Origin of the sequence: Flavobacterium psychroterrae, assembly GCF_018380615.1 — a bacterium.
In the GTDB taxonomy this organism is placed as follows: Bacteria; Bacteroidota; Bacteroidia; order Flavobacteriales; family Flavobacteriaceae; genus Flavobacterium; species Flavobacterium psychroterrae.
Window position 1 is genome coordinate 355,019 of record NZ_JAGYVZ010000003.1, and the last position, 18,181, is coordinate 373,199.

The window sequence follows — 18,181 nt, forward strand, 5'->3', positions numbered from 1 at the left end:
AACTTATGGTTATAATTACTACTTTTATGTGTTATAAATAAAAGAGAATCACATTGAAAACAACATCTGCGATATATCAAAAGTTAGAAGCATTTATAAAGAAATATTATACCAATGAATTAATAAAAGGAGCGCTTCTTTTTATTGGATTTGGATTATTATATTTTCTGTTCACACTTTTTATAGAGTACTTTCTTTGGTTAAAACCATTAGGGAGAACCTTTTTGTTTTGTTTGTTTATTGGAGTAGAGGTTTTCCTTTTGTTTCGCTTTATCTTATTTCCAATTTTTAAGTTGTTCAAACTTCAAAAAGGAATTGATTATAATCAAGCTTCTAAAATTATTGGTAATCATTTTACAGAAGTAAGTGATAAACTAACTAACTTTTTACAATTGTCGGCTTCTGAGAATTCAGCGGAAAATTCGGAATTGATGTTGGCTTCGATTGAACAAAAAGCAAATTCATTGCAACCAATTCCGTTTGGGAATGCCATCAATTTTAAAACTAATAAAAAGTTTTTACCCTTAGCAATTATTCCGATTTTGCTTTTCGCCGTGTTTTACATTTCAGGAAATAGCAATATTATTTCTCAAAGTTTAAATAGAGTAGTGCATTTTAATGCAATATTTTTACCACCGGCTCCTTTCAAATTTGTGGTTCTAAATCCGAATTTGCAAACAGAACAAAATAAAGATTTCGTTATCAAGATGGAATCTGTTGGAAACATAGTTCCGGAAAATGTAATGATTCATATTGGTAACGAAAGTTATTTTATGGAATCATCCCAACCAGGAAAGTTTGAATTCAAGATTGAAAAACCAGTAGAAAATGTTTCGTTTTCTTTTGAAGGAAATTCAGTTTCATCTCAGGATTATGAGTTGAAAGTAATCACAGTTCCATCAATTGCGAACTTCGAAATGGTGTTGAATTTTCCATCTTATCTAAAAAAGAAATCAGAAACTATTCAAGGAACCGGAAATGCAATTGTACCAGAAGGAACTTTGGTGACTTGGAAAATGAATACACAATCGACTCAAGAGATAGTTTGGAAAGATGAAAACGGAACTTTTAAGTTCAATAAAGCCGAAAATGAGTTTAAATTGGCTAAAAATATCAGTCAAAATACAGAATATCAAATTCTTACCTCGAATAATAAGGTCAAAAACTACGAAAAACTAGATTATCAGCTGTCAGTGATTAAAGATCAGCATCCAACAATCAATGTTTCACCTGCACCTGATAGTTTAAAGTTGGATAAAAATTATGTTTTGGGTAGGTTGGGAGATGACTACGGTTTGTCTAAATTACAAGTTGTTTACTACGAACATAACAAACCTAATACTGCCAAGCGTGGAACCATTCCTGTTAAGTCTGGAGTGTTCGATCAGTTTGTTTTTAATTTTCCAAGTAATCTTGCCGTGCAGGAAGGAGTATCTTATGAATATTATTTTGAGGTTTTTGATAATGATGCACCTCATGGTTTTAAAAGTACAAAGTCTTCTGTTTTTTCTGATCGTGTTTCGACAACAGATGAAGTTCATGATATGGAATTGCAACAGCAAAATGAGAACATCAACAGTTTAGAAAAGTCTTTGAAGAATCAAACGAAACAATTTTCTGAGATGGATAAGATTCAGAAAGCCGGAAAAGAGAAAGATAATTTAGAGTTCAAAGACCAACAGAAAGTAAATGATTTTATCAAACGTCAGAAACAACAAGACGAAATGATGAAACAATTTGCTGAGAAAATGAATAAGAACTTAGATAAGTTTCAGTCTGAAAAGAAAGATAAAACTGCTGATGATTTGCAAAAGCGTTTAGACAATGCAGAGAAAGATTTAGAAAAGAATCAGAAGTTAATGGACGAATTGAAGAACTTAAATGATAAATTAAATAGTGAAGATTTGTTTGATAAGATGGAAAAATTCAAACAGATCAGTAAGAACCAATCTCGTAATCTTGAACAATTGGTTGAACTTACAAAACGTTTTTATGTCTCTAAGAAAGCAGAACAGGTTGCCGATAAATTAAAGAAGTTAGCAGACCAACAAGAGCAGCTTTCGAATAAAGAAAAAGAAAACACTCAGGACAAACAAGAAGATATCAATAAAGCATTTGATAAAATTCAGGAAGATTTAAAAGATTTGAAAGAGGAAAACAAGACTTTAAAATCTCCATTAGACATTCCGTCTGATGCTTCAAAAGAGAAAGATTTGAAAGAGGATTTGAAGAAAGCTTCTGAAGAATTAAGCAAAAAGAATTCTTCTTCGGCTAAGCCAAAACAAAAAAGTGCTGCTAAGAAAATGAAGAGTATGGCAGAGCAAATGGATTCTAGTATGGAGGGTGGAGAACAGGAACAATTAGAAGAAGATGTTGCAATGCTTCGCCAGGTATTAGATAATCTTTTGGCATATTCATTATCTCAAGAAGATGTGATGAAACAATTTAAATCTATGAAATTGGGTTCTTCTGCTTTTACAAAAAACATCAAAGTTCAGCAGAATTTAAAACAACAGTTTAAACACGTTGATGATAGTTTGTTTGCATTGTCTTTACGTAACCCGAAAGTGGCTGAAGATGTAACTAAGGAAATAGGAAATGTGCAATACAATATAGATAAAGCTATTGAAACTTTAAGCGATGTTCAGATTCCTAAAGGAGTTTCACATCAACAATATGCGGTTTCATCTGCCAATAAATTAGCTGATTTTTTAAGTGATTTATTAAACAACATGCAGATGTCGATGTCTAAACCGGGATCAGGAAAACCAAAACCGGGAGATGGACAAGGAATGCAATTGCCGGATATTATTCAAAAGCAAAAAGGTTTGGCTGACAAGATGAAAGAAGGAATGAAAACCGGCGATAAACCGGGAGACAAACCAGGCGATAAATCCGGAGAAGGTCAGCAAGGAAAATCTGGAGAAGGAAAACAAGGTCAGGGAAAAGACGGCAAAGGAAAAAACGGAGATGGCAAAAATGGTCAGGGTAGTAAAAGTGGTGAAAAAGGAAATGATGGAAAAGACGGAAATGATGGAGAAGGAGATGCAGAAGCAATTATGGAAATCTACAAAGAACAAGTAAAACTTCGTGAAGCTTTACAAAAGGAGTTAGCAAAACAAGGATTAGATTCTCAAGGTAAATCTGTAATTGATCAAATGAAAGCTTCTGAAAAGCAACTTTTAAATAAAGGTTTTAAGAATGAGAACTTGCAACGTATTCTTAATATTCAACAAGAATTATTAAAATTAAACAATGCAGTTCAGCAACAAGGACAAGATACAAAGAGACAATCTGAAACTAATAAAGCAGAATTTTCTAATAGAACGAATGCGTTGCCAAGCTCGTTATTGGATTATTTAAACAGTGTAGAGATATTAAACAGACAATCACTACCTTTGCGCTCGAATTTTAATCAAAAGGTTCAAGAATATTTTAATACAAAATGATCAATTTTAATTACGAAACAGACTTTGCTTTAGAGAACGAACAGACCTTTGCAGATTGGTTAAGTGCTGTAATAGTTTCTGAAAGTAAAAACGAAGGAGAGATAAATTATATTTTTTGTGATGATGAATACCTTCATAAGATAAATGTAGAATATCTTAATCATGATACTCTTACTGATATTATCAGTTTTGATTACACAGTTGGTAACGAACTAAACGGAGATATTTTTGTTTCTGTAGAAAGAGTAGAAGATAACGCTAAGGATTTTAATGTTTCTTTTGGAGAAGAATTAAAACGTGTTCTTGCTCACGGTATATTACATTACTGTGGATATAAAGATAAATCAGATAAAGACGCAGATTTAATGCGTTCAAAAGAAGATGAAAAAATCGCAATGTTTCACGTGGAACAGTAATTAGAAAATAAATTCCAAAGTTTTTAAATTCAAATTCCAATTGTTCCACGTGAAACAAGTAATGGCTTTATTTAAAGTAAAAGTTTGACGTTTCACACGGAACGTTTGCCCAAAGTTTTAATCTAAAATTTTAAGCTTATCCGATATCAATGTTTCACGTGGAACATGAATGATTTGATTTATAATTTTTAGAGAGTGATAAATGTTTCACGTGGAACAAGAAGGATTGTTCTGAAGGATTTAATTTGAAATATAGATCAAGTTTGATTTTAGTCTGTTCCACGTGGATCAGATTGAGTGAGGAATTCGAAATTTTAGATATTTAAGTTTTAATGTAGTGCTGTTCCACGTGGAACAGTGTGTGTTTAAATTTGGAATTTGGAATTTCAAAAATTTAAATATTGCGCGTTAGCGCCGTTCCACGTGGAACAAAAAATAAGTATAAAGTTAATTCTGAGAACTGACTTAAACGGTTTCCGGAGAATAATAAAACAAAATGTTTTTAGAAGAATACGATGTTATTGTAGTTGGTGCAGGTCATGCCGGATCTGAAGCCGCGGCAGCGGCCGCAAATTTGGGATCAAAAACGTTATTGGTTACAATGAGCCTGCAGAACATTGCACAGATGTCTTGCAATCCAGCGATGGGAGGAATTGCAAAAGGACAAATTGTGCGTGAGATTGATGCGCTTGGTGGATACTCAGGAATTGTTTCTGACCGAACTGCAATTCAATTTAAGATGTTGAATAAATCAAAAGGACCTGCAATGTGGTCTCCAAGAGTTCAAAGTGATCGAATGCGTTTTGCTGAAGAATGGAGAATGATGTTGGAGGGAACTCCAAATTTGGATTTCTACCAAGAGATGGTAAAAGGTTTGATTATTGAGAACGGAAAAATAAAAGGTATTAAAACTTCGTTGGGAGTTGAGATTCGATCTAAGTCGGTTGTTTTGACAAACGGAACTTTTTTGAATGGTTTGATTCATATTGGAGAAAAACAATTCGGTGGAGGAAGAGCTGGTGAAAGTGCAGCGACCGGAATTACCGAAGATTTAGTAAAAGTAGGATTTGAATCAGGAAGAATGAAAACTGGAACGCCGCCACGAGTTGACGGACGTTCTTTGGACTATTCTAAAATGAACGAGGAAAAGGGAGATGCAAAGCCGGATAAGTTTTCTTATTCTGATTTGACAACTCCTTTGACGCATCAAAGATCTTGTCACATGACGTACACGTCATTGGATGTTCACGATATTTTGAGAGAAGGTTTTGATCGCTCGCCAATGTTCAACGGAAGAATCAAAAGTCTTGGCCCAAGATATTGCCCTTCTATAGAAGATAAGATAAATCGTTTTGCTGATAAAGAACGTCACCAATTATTTGTTGAGCCGGAAGGTTGGAATACTTGTGAGGTTTATGTAAACGGATTTTCAACTTCGCTTCCGGAGGATATTCAATTTAAAGCGTTGCGTTCTGTTGTTGGATTTGAGAAGGTGAAATTTTTCCGTCCAGGTTACGCGATTGAATATGATTATTTCCCGCCAACACAATTGAAGCATACTTTGGAAACGAAGTTAGTTGAAGGTTTATATTTTGCCGGACAGATAAATGGAACGACGGGATATGAAGAAGCGGCTTCGCAAGGTTTGATGGCTGGAATAAATGCGCATTTAAAAGTACACGAAAAAGCGCCGTTAATTTTGAAACGTGACGAAGCATATATCGGAGTTTTAATTGATGACTTAATTACGAAAGGAACGGAAGAACCATATCGTATGTTTACGTCAAGAGCAGAGTATAGAACATTGTTGCGTCAGGATAATGCCGATTTTAGATTAACGCCAATGTCTCACGAAATTGGTTTGGCTTCTGAAGCTCGTTTACGCCGAATGGAAAAGAAATTAAATGAATCTGAAAAGATGGTGGCTTTCTTTAAAGAAACAAGTGTTTCGGTTGCAGAAACAAATCCAATTTTAGAAGCGAAAGAAACTGCTCCAATTACACAAGGTGATAAAATGTTTAAAGTTTTCTCTCGTCCGCAAATTGATTTGGAGGATATGATGAAATTCGAAAAGGTAAAGGAATATATAGAAGCTAATGATGTTGATCAGGAGATTTTGGAACAAGCCGAAATTCAGGTCAAATATTCTGGTTATATTGAAAAGGAAAGAAACAACGCTGATAAACTAACTCGTTTAGAAGATGTAAAAATTCCTGAAAGTTTCGATTACAATAAAATTAAATCAATGTCAATTGAAGCAAAACAAAAATTAAGCAAGATTCGTCCTGTAACAATTTCGCAAGCTTCAAGAATAAGCGGAGTGTCACCAAGTGATATTTCCGTATTGTTGATTTATATGGGAAGGTAAAAAGTTTTCAGTCTCAGTTTTCACTTATCAGTGAATGCTGAATACTGAGACTGTTTGTTAAATTGTTCCACGTGAAACTATTTTAATTTTTATTTCTAATACAAGAATAGGCTGTATTGTGTTTCACGTGAAACAGATTATGTTTTATCTTTTTTGATATTCTAAAATATGTTCCACGTGAAACTAATTTGATATAGTTTGTCATTCCGAGGAACGAGGAATCTCCGCAAGTAACTCCTCAATCAATGGAAACCAATCTTTGTCGAATTTGATACGGAGATTCCTCGTTCCTAGGAATGACAAAATGCTAAAACCTAAAATTTCCTAAACATGAAAATTATTGAAAAAGGAATTTTATCTGAAGAGGAAAAAGAAGTTTTACGTGAATTATGGAATAACGAATATCCGGCAAGATTGATTTGTAAAACTGCTGAAGATTTTGATTTGTATTTAAATGGACTTTCAAATACAAAACATTATTTGTTGCTTGATGATTCAAATAAAATTAATGGCTGGGCATTTACTTTTTTAAGAGATGGAGAAGATTGGTTTGCGATAATTTTGGATAACCAAATTCAGGGAAGAGGAAATGGAACTCTTTTGATCAATGAAATAAAAAAGAATAATACTATTTTGAATGGTTGGGTAATTGATCATGAAAATGACGTAAAACAAAATAATGAATTTTATAAATCTCCAATGGCATTTTAATTGAAGAACGGTTTTATAATTTGTTCAGAAATAAGAATTGAAAATGAAAAAATGTCGGGTGTAAAAATAAATTGGAGACGCTAAAGAAAAATATAAACATAAAAAAAATAAACCCTAAAAGTGGAATTTCCGCTTTTAGGGTTTGCTATGAAATTAAACCAAAATACCTATAATTTAAAGATGGACGTTTTAAACAAAAAACATTTTCTTACTGTAAAAGACCATTCTGTATCTAAAGAAATTTTCGACTTGTATCATGACGAAACTTTAGACATGTTGATTACATCTCCGCAACCTGATTTGCAAAATCTGGGAAGATATTATGAAAGCGAAGATTATATTTCGCACACTGATAACAAACGATCGTTGTTTGAAAAAGCATATCACTTTGTGAAAAATATCGCTTTAAAAAATAAACTGAATTTAATAAATGGCGAGCAATCTAAAAAAGGAAGAATTTTAGACATTGGTGCCGGAACCGGAGATTTTTTATTGACGGCAAAAAATAACGGTTGGGAAACTGTTGGAGTAGAACCAAGTGAAAGAGCAAAAAATATTGCGATCCAAAAAGGAATTTCATTTGTAAATGAAATTGGCGATCTTGGAAATAATTCTTTTGACGTAATTACAATGTGGCACGTTTTAGAACACGTTCCAAATTTAGAATTACAAATTCAGGAATTGAAGCGTTTATTAAAACCAACTGGAACATTAATTGTTGCGGTTCCAAATTTTAAATCGTACGATGCAAAACATTACGATAAATTTTGGGCGGCTTATGATGTGCCAATTCACTTTTGGCATTTCTCAAAAAAAGCCATTCAGTCACTTTTTGAAAAAGTAGATATGAAATTGGAAAAAGTACTTCCGATGAAATTTGATTCTTTTTATGTGAGTTTATTATCTGAAAAATATAAAACCGGAAAAATGAATTACATCAGCGCTTTTTTCATTGGTTTAAAATCAAATTTAAAAGCAAGCAGTTCAAAAGAGTATTCGTCGCACATTTACGTGATAAAAAACAAGTAAAACGCAATTTAAGCGCATTTAAAGCGTTTTCTTTACATAAGTGAAGACTTATTATATCTATTTTGAGATAGTGTTTCTAATAAAAGCTATTAAAGCCAGTTTTGATAGCGTTGAATTATTGACATTTTTCTTTCTATAAATAAAAACAATATCATAAAATTCTAGCATTTTTTAAACTTTATGTTGATGCTATTTATTTTTTTATATTTTTGTCTTCTATACATTAAAAAATTAGAAATTTAAAAAATGAAAAAAGCATTAGTAATTATCGCACTTTCAATTTTGGTTGTTTCATGTGGTAAAACAGCAGAAGTTAAGGAAGTAAAAACAGCTTACGTAGATACTTCAGTTTTAATGAAAGAGTATACTGAAGCAAAAGATCTTGAAGCAAAATACAAAGGACAGGCAGAAGAAAAGGGAAGACAATTACAAGCTGAAATTGCGCGCTTTAAACAAGATGCTGCTAGTTTTCAAAGTCAGGCACAGGCAAACGGACAAGCATGGGCACAACAAAGAGGAGCTGAGTTACAAAAAAGAGAACAACAGTTGGGTTATGCTCAACAAGCTTTGTCTCAACAATTGCAACAAGAAAGTGGTGTTGAAATGGATTCTCTAGTAAGCGGAGTTAAAAAATTCATCAAGGATTACGGTAAGAAAAACGGTTACTCTTATATTTACGGTACTGGGGATGCTGCTTCAATTTTATACGCAGAAGAGAAATTTGATATCACAAAAGATATTATTAAAGCTTTGAACGATAAATATAAAGCTGAGCCTAAAACAGACAAACCAGCTGTAAAAGAAGGAGAAGCTGTTAAAAAATAATACCAAACAAACTAATTAAATTTAAAAACCTAAATCTGTAAGATTTAGGTTTTTTCTTTTATAAAATGCGATACTTTTAGTTTTTCAATACAAGCCCAATGCAAAACGTTACAGAAGCAGCTGCTTACACCTTACAATTCATCAATCAAACGCAAAAATCGATATTCCTGACCGGTAAAGCAGGAACCGGAAAAACTACGCTTTTGCGCGAAATTATTGCTACAACGCATAAAAGCACGGTAGTTGTGGCGCCAACCGGAATCGCAGCGCTAAATGCAGGCGGAGTTACAATACATTCAATGTTTCAATTGCCATTTTCGGCCTTTATTCCTTCGTATGAAGAAGCTTCTCAGTTTACTGAAACCGTCAAGTTTGAGAATAAGGAAACCTTACGCCGACATTTTAAAATGAACAATGTCAAGCGTAATGTGATCAAAAATATGGAACTTTTGATTATTGATGAAGTGAGTATGTTACGCGCTGATTTACTGGATGCTATCGATTTTATGATGCAGACGGTTCGTAGAAATTCCAAACCTTTTGGAGGAGTACAGGTACTTTTTATTGGGGATTTATTGCAGCTTCCGCCAGTAATCAGGGACGAAGAATGGAGAACTTTACGTAATTATTACAAAGGAAAATTCTTTTTTCATTCGCACGTAATGCAGCAATATCCGCCCTTATACATTGAATTATCTAAGATTTATCGCCAAACCGATGATTCATTTATTTCGGTTTTAAACAATCTTCGAAACAATCAGATTACACCGGAAGATATCCAGATATTAAACCAATATGTGAAACCGGATTTTGATTTAAAAAACAATCCGGGATATATCACATTAACCACGCATAATGCTAAAGCTGATTCGATTAACGAGCAGGCAATTGGTGATTTAGCAGGAAATGAATTCTCGTATCAGCCGTTTATTGTGGGTGATTTTCCTGAAAAAATATTTCCTGTAGAAGAAAATCTAAAACTAAAAATTGGCGCTCAGGTTATGTTTGTCAAAAACGACGCATCATTTGAAAAGCGTTATTTTAACGGAAAAATGGGCGTTGTAAAATCCCTTTCGCCAGAAGAAATCTTTATAAATTTCCCTGAAGAGAATAAAACCATTGAAGTTGAAAAATACGAGTGGAAAAATATCCGCTACAAAGTAAATGAGCTTACAAAAGAGATTGAAGAAGAAGTTTTGGGCACATTTGCGCATTATCCGCTAAAATTAGCATGGGCAATTACCGTGCATAAAAGTCAGGGATTAACTTTTGAAAAAGCTGCGCTCGATGTATCGCAAGTTTTTTTGCCAGGACAGGCATATGTTGCATTATCACGTTTAACTTCCTTAAACGGGCTTATTTTGCTATCTCCGTTGCAAATGAATGGTATTTCTAACGATCAGGATGTAATGGATTATGCTTTGAACAAAGCGACTGAAGAAGTTTTAAAACATTCCTTGCATTTTGAAACAAAGAATTTTATTCATAACTATTTGATTAACAGTTTTAATTGGACTGATTTAGCTCAGGAATGGCGCAATCATCGTTTTAGTTACAATGAAAATGCTGCTAATTCTGAAAAAGCCAAACATTCGGTTTGGGCGCATAAACGTTTAGAAACAATATATGCGTTAATAGATCCTTCGCAGAAATTCGTGAATCAGCTTAATAAAATTTTTAATAAGGAAACCGTCGATTTATTCTTTGTTCAGGAAAGGGTAGTGGCGGCTTATGATTATTTTTTCAAGCCAATGGACAAATTGGTGACTGACCTTTTGATTAAAATGGCCGAAATTCAGAAGTTTAAAAAAGTAAAGGAGTTTTATGAAGAGCTGGCTTTTCTGGATGATTTGCAAACCAAAGCTGTTTTGCGCTTAATGAAGGCAAAATTGCTAATAGAAATTGTCGTGGCAGGAGAAACCATCTGTAAAGAGAAATTAACCTCTACAGCGATTAAAAACTACAAATTAGACAAGGTTGCCAAGATTCGCGAGGATTTTAATATGACGAATACTGATATTTTTAAATCAGAGGAACCCGTGGTGCGTTATACGGCGAGAAAACTGGACAAAAACGAACCTAAAACGGCTAAGAAAACAACAGTAGAAGAAACGCATGATTTATGGCTCGAAAAAAATTCGATTCAGGATATTGCAAGAATCAGAAAACTTACGGTGCCAACTATTGAAATGCACTTTGTTAAACTAATTCAGGCTAAAAAAGTAGCCATTTCAGATATCTTGCCTTATGATAAAATTCTGGCACTTCGTGACGCTTTTGAGTTTTATCAGGAAGAATCTTTGAACGGTTTAAAAGAAAAACATGGCGATACTTTTACCTGGGATGAACTTAAAATGTTCAAAGCCAGTATAAATTAATTTTAGATTTTGTAATTTAGAATATTCAATTTGAAATTATTTATTTAAAACATTATGTAAAATACAAGTCATGAGAAAATTAATTTATATCACATTCATACTTTTTTTCCTTCATTACAACGCTTTTAGTCAGGACTTAAAGCCGGAATATCAAAAGTTTATTAAAAGCTTTATTGACAATGTAAAAAACGGAAAAAAGGAGGCAGTTGCCAGCATTATTAAATATCCTTTTGCAAGAGATTATCCAATTCCGACAATTAAAAACAAGGCTGAATTTATTAAAAGATACGATCAGATTTTTGATGCAACTCTTAAGAATAAAATCATAAAATCGAATCCCGCAAAAGATTGGTCAGAAGTGGGTTGGCGCGGCATTATGCTGAATCAGGGAGATATTTGGATTGATACTGACGGGAAGTTGATGTCTATAAATTATCAATCTCAGTTTGAAAAGAATTTAAAAGACAAATTAATTGCAGGCGAAAAAGGGAAATTAAATTCTGCTATAGCTAAATTTAAAGAGCCTGTGAGTATTTTAGAAACCTCAAAATTCAGAATTAGAATTGATGATTTAGGAAATAATAATTACAGATATGCTTCGTGGTCTTTAAAACAATCCATGAGTGAAAAGCCTGATCTTATTATAACTAACGGGAAATTTATACAAGATGGAACCGGCGGAAATCATAGTTTTGAATTCAAAAAAGGAAATTATATCTATACTTGTGATATCATAGTTCTTGGCGAAAAAGATTCGCCAGCTGCTAGATTAATTATTACTCAAAATGGAAAAGAAATTCTCAATCAGGATGCTAAAATTGTTCCACGTTAAATAAAAAATCCTATTCGATAAGAATAGGATTTTTTGTTTTATTACTCAGATTTAACTTTATCCAGTTTCTTCTGTTGTTCTATTTTTTTGAGTTTAAGTTTTTGAATTTCAAGATCTTTCTCTTTTAATTTGATTTGTTGTTTTTGCAAGTCTTCAGGAGAAATCGAACTTGAATTTATTTTTGATCCAAGTTTTTGATTAGCAGTTTCTAACTTGTCAATTTTTTTGTTTGTAGTGTCAAGATCATTCTGTGAGTTTTTAAGATCACGTTGATGTTTTTCTACTTTCTTTTGTTCTTTTTTTAATTGAGATTGATCGTCTTCCAGTTTTCTACGATAATCATCGGTTGATTTTTGAGCTTCTTTGTCGGCTTTTTTCTGTAATATTTGTTGAGAAGTATCGCTCGTGGCTGATTGTTGAGCGAAAAACGAATTTGAATTCAGAATAAATAATAAGGCAAAAAATAATTTTAGTGTGTTCTTCATCGCATTTTGTTCTTTAAATTGAGATAACAAAAATAGATGTGAAGAAGAATATAAAAGGTCAGATAAAGTCTTTTTATGGATAAAATAAGGTATAAAAAAACCTATTCAAGTGAATAGGTTTTTATTGATGCTTAGTAATATTATAATTTTTCTATCAGAATCCAGGCATCTGGATTTTCACCTTTTTGTATTTCTTTTTGAGCAAGTTCTGCCTCGCGCATTGTCGTGTAACTACCATATAAAACAGGAAATAAACCATGTTTGTTTTCACCAAGCATTCTTGCTTTATAACCGTCTTTAATTAATTGATTATACGCTTTTCGTGCATTTTGTTCACTTCTAAATGCCCCAGCCATAATATGATAAGGCATCGCTTTTTCTTCAACAGCTTTTACTTTTGCCGAATCAATTGAAAGTGTTACAGCAGGTAATGGATTTTGAATCAAAAATGTGGCTTCTTGTATCTTGTTTTGTACTTTTTTCTGTACTTCACTTTCTACAATAAGCGTTTTTGTTTCAATTTGATTTTTGTACAAAGGATATCCAATACTTCCTGTAATTCCTAATCCAAGAACAAAAATTGCTGCATATTTTAAGAATGAATTTGATGATTTTGCATCTTCTTCAAATAAAGCAATTGGTTCTCTGTCCTCGATTTTCTGAATTTTTTTCTCAAAAAGTTCTTTTTTCACAAGTGGAGAAACAAACGGACTTAATCCGTAAGAACTCGTTAGGAAATTGGTTTGATCGTTAGGTGTAAAGATTATATTTTGTTCAGAGTTATAACGTATTTCTCCGATATTTTTTAGACTTATAACGCCATTTTCTTCTAAGGTTTTCTTCCAGCTTAAAACTTCAAAAGCAATAGTACTTACAGCAAAACCGTAAGATGTTTTTTCTGCATTTGCAATATGATTTGCCAATAACCCGTCATTGTTTTTCAAGTGGCTATTAAAAGAGATCATTTTTTTGGGTGGAAAAAACGAATTAGTGCTTTCATTCAGCTGAGCCGATTGAATTTCGGTTAAAAATGCTCCAAATCCTGGAACCGTTACACACTGATAACGATACAATAACTGTGCTATGTAAGTTTCGATTTTCATAGTAACAAAGTTAGGCAAGGAATATAGTTATCAAAATTTTATTCACAATTTTTATTAACAATTCGAATAAATTTACAGAATGTTTATTTTCAATTAGTTACAAATATATTTCTTTTTAGTTAATTTGAGCTAATATATTTATTAATATTTTTTTAAGAAGAATTTACTTCTAATTTATATCTTTGCCGATCTTAATTCAGCTTAAGATCTATTTTTTCACCATATTTTTCGACGCCATTTAATTCTATTTATATTCATGTCAGATCAAGATTTATTTTATTTATTAGCCTTATTAAAAGTGGATGGAGTAGGAGATATAATGGCAAAAAAGCTGCTAACTCATTGCGGTAATGCTGAAGCAATTTTTAAAACAAAAATAAATCAAATTGCTGCCATTGATGGAGTTGGCAGTGTTTTATTGAAGAATTTTAAAGATAAATCTGTTTTCGAAAAAGCGAATAAAGAACTTGAATTTATCAAAGCAAATAATATAAAAGTTTCCTTTTTTCAGGACGAAAATTATCCGGAAAGATTGAAGCATTGTATCGATTCCCCCGTCCTGATTTTCTCTATCGGAAATATAAATTTAAAAAGCAAAAAAATAATAAGTATTGTGGGAACACGCCAGATTACATCCTACGGAATGGAATTTTGTAAAAAACTTATAGAAGATTTAGCACCGCTTGATCCTGTAATTGTGAGTGGTTTTGCTTATGGTGTTGATATTGTAGCACACCAATTAGCGATTGATTATAACCTTCAAACCATTGGAGTTTTGGCACATGGTTTAAACCAAATTTATCCAAAAACGCATAAGAAATATGTGGCTAAAATGGAGGAAAACGGGGGATTTATTACTGAATTTTGGAGTTCTTCTAATCCGGATAAAGAAAATTTTGTACGCCGAAACCGCATTGTTGCCGGCATGACCGAAGCGACAATTGTAATTGAATCTGCAGATAAAGGAGGTTCATTGATTACGGCAAACCTTGCCAATGATTATAACAGGGATGTTTTTGCCGTTCCCGGACGAGTTACTGATAAATACAGTCAGGGTTGTAATAATTTGATTAAAACACAAAAAGCAAACGTTTTGACAAGCGCTGCAGATTTAGTTTATATTCTCAATTGGGATATCGAAAACAAAGTAAAACCTATTCAGAAAATGTTATTTGTAGAGCTGGGTCCGGAAGAACAAAAGGTGTATGATTTTCTCTTAAAAAATGGCAAAGAATTACTGGATACCATTGCGCTTAAATGTGATTTTCCTATTTATAAAATCTCGGGATTGTTATTGAATATGGAACTTAAAGGATTAATCAGACCGCTTCCGGGGAAATTGTTTGAGGCGATTTAGAATAAAAATATGCCACGAATTACACTAATTTGCAAAAATTAATTCGCGAAAATTATTGTAATTCGTGGCAACTTATCTATTTTCCGAAACCAAGAACTTCTCGAACTTTAGCCAAAACGCCGTCAGCAACAACTGAAGCTTTTGCTGCGCCTTTTTTTAATAAAGCATCAACTTCTTCAAGGTTATTGATGTAGTAATTGTATTTTTCTCTTTCGGTTTTAAATTTTTCGGTAATCAATTCAAACAAAGCTTGTTTGGCGTGACCATAACCGTAGTTTCCGCCCAAATAATTCGCTCTCATTTCGGCGATTTGAGTTTCAGTTGCTAACAAAGAATAAATTGCAAAAGCGTTACAAGTATCCGGATTTTTAGGTTCTTCAAGCGGTGTGCTATCAGTTTCAATGCTCATTACCTGCTTACGAAGTGTTTTATCGTCAAGGAAAATATTGATAATATTATTCGCAGATTTACTCATTTTTCCACCGTTTGTGCCGGGAATCAACATACTGTCTTCTTGAATTTTAGCTTCAGGAATTACAAAAGTTTCACCCATTTGGTGGTTAAAACGTGAAGCGACATCACGGGTAATTTCTAAATGCTGCAATTGATCTTTTCCAACAGGAACAAATTCAGCATCATACAATAAAATATCTGCCGCCATTAACATCGGATAAGTAAAAAGTCCGGCGTTAACATCGTCTAAACGATCTGCTTTGTCTTTGAAAGAATGCGCTAAAGTCAAACGTTGGAACGGAAAAAAGCAACTTAAATACCAGGTTAATTCCGTTGTTTGAACGACATCAGATTGTCTGTAAAAAGTAACTTTATCAGGATTCAAACCACAAGCAAGCCAAGCAGCTGCAGTACTATAAGTATTTTCTCTTAATGTTTTGCCATCTTTAATTTGCGTAATCGAATGTAAATCAGCAATAAACAAAAAAGATTCATTTGCAGGATTATTTGATAACTCGATTGCGGGAATAATTGCTCCCAATAAATTGCCTAAGTGTGGCGTTCCAGTACTCTGAACACCAGTAAGTATTTTTGCCATTCTAGTTTTTCTTATTTCTAAACGCAAAGTTCGTTTTTTTACAGCAAAGTGTGTAATTTTTTAATTGTAAATGTTTTTTCAGGCAATGCATAATTTTTAACGCAAAGTTCGCAAAGTTTTTTCGCAGAGTTTTCTAAGTTTTTTAGGAAGTTTTTTTGAAGTTCACTTAGCTTGATTTTATAAATTATTGACAACTCTTCTGATTCCATTTTTTAAGAGTACTTCATTGAAGTTTATAAGTAATCCTAGTTTATAATTTCCAAGTTTTAAATAAGTTAAGGTTTGAGCTAAGTGCTTTATAGAAAGTGATTCTACACTTTTTATTTCAATTATCAATTTATTTTCTACTAGAATATCAATGCGATATCCACAATCTAATTGAACTTCTTCAAAATTTAGAGGCATTGCTTTTTCTTTTTCAACAAGTAGTCCACTTTGTTTAATTTTGTAAAACAAACATTCTTGATAAGCATTTTCTAATAACCCAGGTCCTAGAACTTTATGTATTTCTATTGCAAATCCAATTATAATCGTTGATATTTCATTTTCTGTCATAAATATAAAAAATTACAAATTTAATAATTATTTTCTTATAATATTATTTGGTAATACAGTTTTTAAAACTTTATCTATCGACACAACTTTGTGAACTTATTGTCGGCAATTATACATTTAGATATTTTCTTCTTTCCTTTGCGAAAAAACTTAGCGAACTCCGCGTTAAAAAACTCATGATTCATCCTTCCAATAAAATTATTTTTGTAAAATTCACTTCTGTTTTCTTACATTTGGAACCATGAAAGGATTAAAGATTATTTTTTGGGTTTTATGGCGTATATGGTTCTATATTTTAATGGCCATTCCGATATTGATTATGCTGCCGTTTTTACTGATTTCAATTATCTCGGAAAGCGGATATCCCTATTTCTTTAAAATGGCCCGCATTTGGGCTAAATTTATCCTTTTCGGGATGGGTTTCTATTATAAAGTCGAACGCCAACAAAAGTTAATCAAAAACACCAGCTATATGATTGTGGCAAATCACACTTCAATGACAGATATTATGCTGATGTTGGCTGTGGTTCGTAATCCTTTTGTATTTGTTGGGAAAAAAGAACTCTCGAAGATTCCCTTGTTTGGTTTTTTCTATAAACGAACTTGTATTTTAGTAGACAGGAATTCTTCAAGAAGTAAAAATGAAGTTTTTAAGATGGCACAAGACAGATTACATCAAGGACTTAGCATTTGTATTTTTCCTGAAGGCGGAGTTCCTGATGATGAAACAATTTTGCTGGATGAGTTCAAAGATGGTGCTTTTCGTTTGGCGATCGATCATCAAATTCCAATTGTACCAATAGTATTTGCCGATAATAAAGAAAGATTTTCATATACTTTTTTAAGCGGAAGTCCTGGTAAAATGCGAATAAAAATCCTGCCGTTTATAGAAACAAAAGGATTAACGATCGAAAATAGAAAATCTCTGCGTGATGAAGTTAGACAATTGGTTTACAGAGGATTGCTAGAATTTAAAAAGAAGAAGAATCAAAATATATAAAATTATAAAACCCGACAACTTATTAAAGCTGTCGGGTTTTCTTTTGAATTAAAATTCCCCAGTTTATATTCAAAAAATACTATCGATGTATGATTTTTTCTGAAATAAAACGCAATACCTTCTTTAATCTCAATTTGGTTTTCCTACGATTTTTACTGTACAACACTTCTATCTTCTCTTTCATGGCTAAAAATATTTATGGTTGATAATAAAGAGTTTATATTAAAACTCAAGTTAATGTCATAATAGTATAGAGAGCTAAAAATTAAAAAGGTTGCGTGAATAGTTAAAAATTTTTAAAAAAGAATAAAAAACCCGTTAGCACCAAAAAACTAACGGATTTTTATCGAACAAACAACCAAATTTATTCTAAAAAAAACCTTCGAAATGCCGTATTTATAATACCAACAAATCTCTTGTCTTCTTAGTAGATGATGATATTTAGAAATGGTTGCGTCATGTTTATCATTATTTTAAATAAAAAAACCCGAAGATTGGACTGCACCCAAAAGTTTAGACGAATTTATAATTAAATTTGATAATAATGAGCTCGATATTGTATCGGGCTCATTCCTTTTAGATTAAGTTTTATTCGATCATTATTATAATAGTCTATATATTC

General features: G+C 32.5%; 15 protein-coding genes. 10 read left to right on the forward strand and 5 right to left on the reverse strand.

Translation table 11 applies throughout. The annotated features are described in order from the left end of the window. The first annotated feature begins 53 nt into the window (after positions 1-53). The 8 genes from KHA90_RS05510 to KHA90_RS05545 all read left to right on the forward strand — a co-directional run bounded on the left by KHA90_RS05510 (position 54) and on the right by KHA90_RS05545 (position 12,008). Positions 54-3,449: a DUF4175 family protein gene (locus KHA90_RS05510; RefSeq protein WP_213296198.1), complete on the forward strand. Its 3,396-nt coding sequence runs from the start codon at positions 54-56 to the stop codon at positions 3,447-3,449. Then, positions 3,446-3,865, forward strand: coding sequence for an rRNA maturation RNase YbeY (ybeY, locus tag KHA90_RS05515; RefSeq protein WP_213296201.1), 420 nt, complete (start codon positions 3,446-3,448; stop codon positions 3,863-3,865). Before KHA90_RS05510 ends, ybeY begins: the two co-directional genes overlap by 4 nt. 496 nt (positions 3,866-4,361) lie before the next feature. Continuing rightward, positions 4,362-6,233: a tRNA uridine-5-carboxymethylaminomethyl(34) synthesis enzyme MnmG gene (gene mnmG / locus KHA90_RS05520; RefSeq protein WP_213296204.1), complete on the forward strand. Its 1,872-nt coding sequence runs from the start codon at positions 4,362-4,364 to the stop codon at positions 6,231-6,233. Between the two features lie 330 nt (positions 6,234-6,563). Then, the gene (locus KHA90_RS05525) at positions 6,564-6,944 is read left to right on the forward strand and encodes a hypothetical protein (protein ID WP_244860253.1); all 381 of its coding nucleotides are present in this window, start codon (positions 6,564-6,566) and stop codon (positions 6,942-6,944) included. Between the two features lie 180 nt (positions 6,945-7,124). Beyond that, entirely contained in the window at positions 7,125-7,973 is an 849-nt protein-coding gene (locus KHA90_RS05530; RefSeq protein ID WP_213296238.1) for a class I SAM-dependent methyltransferase, read from the forward strand. A 246-nt stretch (positions 7,974-8,219) separates the two neighbouring features. After that, positions 8,220-8,798 carry an OmpH family outer membrane protein gene (locus tag KHA90_RS05535; RefSeq protein WP_213296207.1) on the forward strand — a complete coding sequence of 193 codons (579 nt, stop codon included), beginning with the start codon at positions 8,220-8,222 and terminating at the stop codon, positions 8,796-8,798. Between the two features lie 98 nt (positions 8,799-8,896). Beyond that, positions 8,897-11,176, forward strand: a complete 2,280-nt coding sequence (locus tag KHA90_RS05540) for a helix-turn-helix domain-containing protein (protein ID WP_213296210.1) — start codon at positions 8,897-8,899, stop codon at positions 11,174-11,176. A 70-nt stretch (positions 11,177-11,246) separates the two neighbouring features. Continuing rightward, on the forward strand, positions 11,247-12,008 hold the full coding sequence (locus tag KHA90_RS05545; protein ID WP_213296212.1) for a hypothetical protein: 762 nt from the start codon (positions 11,247-11,249) through the stop codon (positions 12,006-12,008). 41 nt (positions 12,009-12,049) lie between these two features. On the opposite strand, the gene KHA90_RS05550 is transcribed toward KHA90_RS05545, so the two are convergent. After that, complete coding sequence (locus KHA90_RS05550; RefSeq protein ID WP_213296215.1) at positions 12,050-12,493, reverse strand: hypothetical protein; 444 nt, start codon at positions 12,491-12,493, stop codon at positions 12,050-12,052. A 140-nt stretch (positions 12,494-12,633) separates the two neighbouring features. After that, the gene (locus KHA90_RS05555) at positions 12,634-13,596 is read right to left on the reverse strand and encodes an HU domain-containing protein (protein WP_213296217.1); all 963 of its coding nucleotides are present in this window, start codon (positions 13,594-13,596) and stop codon (positions 12,634-12,636) included. Between the two features lie 256 nt (positions 13,597-13,852). Here KHA90_RS05555 and dprA point away from each other — a divergent pair, with 256 nt between their 5' ends. Further along, positions 13,853-14,953: a DNA-processing protein DprA gene (gene dprA / locus KHA90_RS05560; protein WP_213296219.1), complete on the forward strand. Its 1,101-nt coding sequence runs from the start codon at positions 13,853-13,855 to the stop codon at positions 14,951-14,953. Between the two features lie 76 nt (positions 14,954-15,029). Here the strand turns inward: dprA and trpS are convergent, their stop codons facing one another. Together trpS and KHA90_RS05570 are read right to left on the reverse strand one after the other, a co-directional pair. Then, positions 15,030-16,004 (reverse strand): tryptophan--tRNA ligase, encoded by a 975-nt coding sequence (gene trpS, locus KHA90_RS05565; protein WP_213296220.1) that lies wholly within the window; start codon positions 16,002-16,004, stop codon positions 15,030-15,032. Positions 16,005-16,181: 177 nt separating this feature from the next. Continuing rightward, entirely contained in the window at positions 16,182-16,559 is a 378-nt protein-coding gene (locus KHA90_RS05570) for a GxxExxY protein (RefSeq protein WP_213296221.1), read from the reverse strand. 241 nt (positions 16,560-16,800) lie between these two features. Between KHA90_RS05570 and KHA90_RS05575 the strand changes: the two genes are divergently transcribed. Continuing rightward, a complete protein-coding gene (locus KHA90_RS05575; RefSeq protein WP_213296222.1) occupies positions 16,801-17,559 on the forward strand; it encodes a lysophospholipid acyltransferase family protein in 759 nt (252 codons plus the stop codon). Between the two features lie 529 nt (positions 17,560-18,088). Here the strand turns inward: KHA90_RS05575 and KHA90_RS05580 are convergent. Further along, positions 18,089-18,181, reverse strand: a 93-nt coding sequence (locus tag KHA90_RS05580; protein WP_210666978.1) for an IS3 family transposase, incomplete at its 5' end; no start/stop codon positions are given.

Bases quoted from the DNA above. Each gene is read 5' to 3' on its own strand.
- mnmG (WP_213296204.1), top strand. From the start codon at position 4,362: ATGTTTTTAGAAGAATACGATGTTATTGTAGTTGGTGCAGGTCATGCC.
- trpS (WP_213296220.1), bottom strand. From the start codon at position 16,004: ATGGCAAAAATACTTACTGGTGTTCAGAGTACTGGAACGCCACACTTA.
- KHA90_RS05550 (WP_213296215.1), bottom strand. From the start codon at position 12,493: ATGAAGAACACACTAAAATTATTTTTTGCCTTATTATTTATTCTGAAT.
- KHA90_RS05530 (WP_213296238.1), top strand. From the start codon at position 7,125: ATGGACGTTTTAAACAAAAAACATTTTCTTACTGTAAAAGACCATTCT.
- ybeY (WP_213296201.1), top strand. From the start codon at position 3,446: ATGATCAATTTTAATTACGAAACAGACTTTGCTTTAGAGAACGAACAG.
- KHA90_RS05575 (WP_213296222.1), top strand. From the start codon at position 16,801: ATGAAAGGATTAAAGATTATTTTTTGGGTTTTATGGCGTATATGGTTC.
- KHA90_RS05555 (WP_213296217.1), bottom strand. From the start codon at position 13,596: ATGAAAATCGAAACTTACATAGCACAGTTATTGTATCGTTATCAGTGT.
- KHA90_RS05570 (WP_213296221.1), bottom strand. From the start codon at position 16,559: ATGACAGAAAATGAAATATCAACGATTATAATTGGATTTGCAATAGAA.
- KHA90_RS05545 (WP_213296212.1), top strand. From the start codon at position 11,247: ATGAGAAAATTAATTTATATCACATTCATACTTTTTTTCCTTCATTAC.
- KHA90_RS05535 (WP_213296207.1), top strand. From the start codon at position 8,220: ATGAAAAAAGCATTAGTAATTATCGCACTTTCAATTTTGGTTGTTTCA.
- KHA90_RS05540 (WP_213296210.1), top strand. From the start codon at position 8,897: ATGCAAAACGTTACAGAAGCAGCTGCTTACACCTTACAATTCATCAAT.
- dprA (WP_213296219.1), top strand. From the start codon at position 13,853: ATGTCAGATCAAGATTTATTTTATTTATTAGCCTTATTAAAAGTGGAT.
- KHA90_RS05525 (WP_244860253.1), top strand. From the start codon at position 6,564: ATGAAAATTATTGAAAAAGGAATTTTATCTGAAGAGGAAAAAGAAGTT.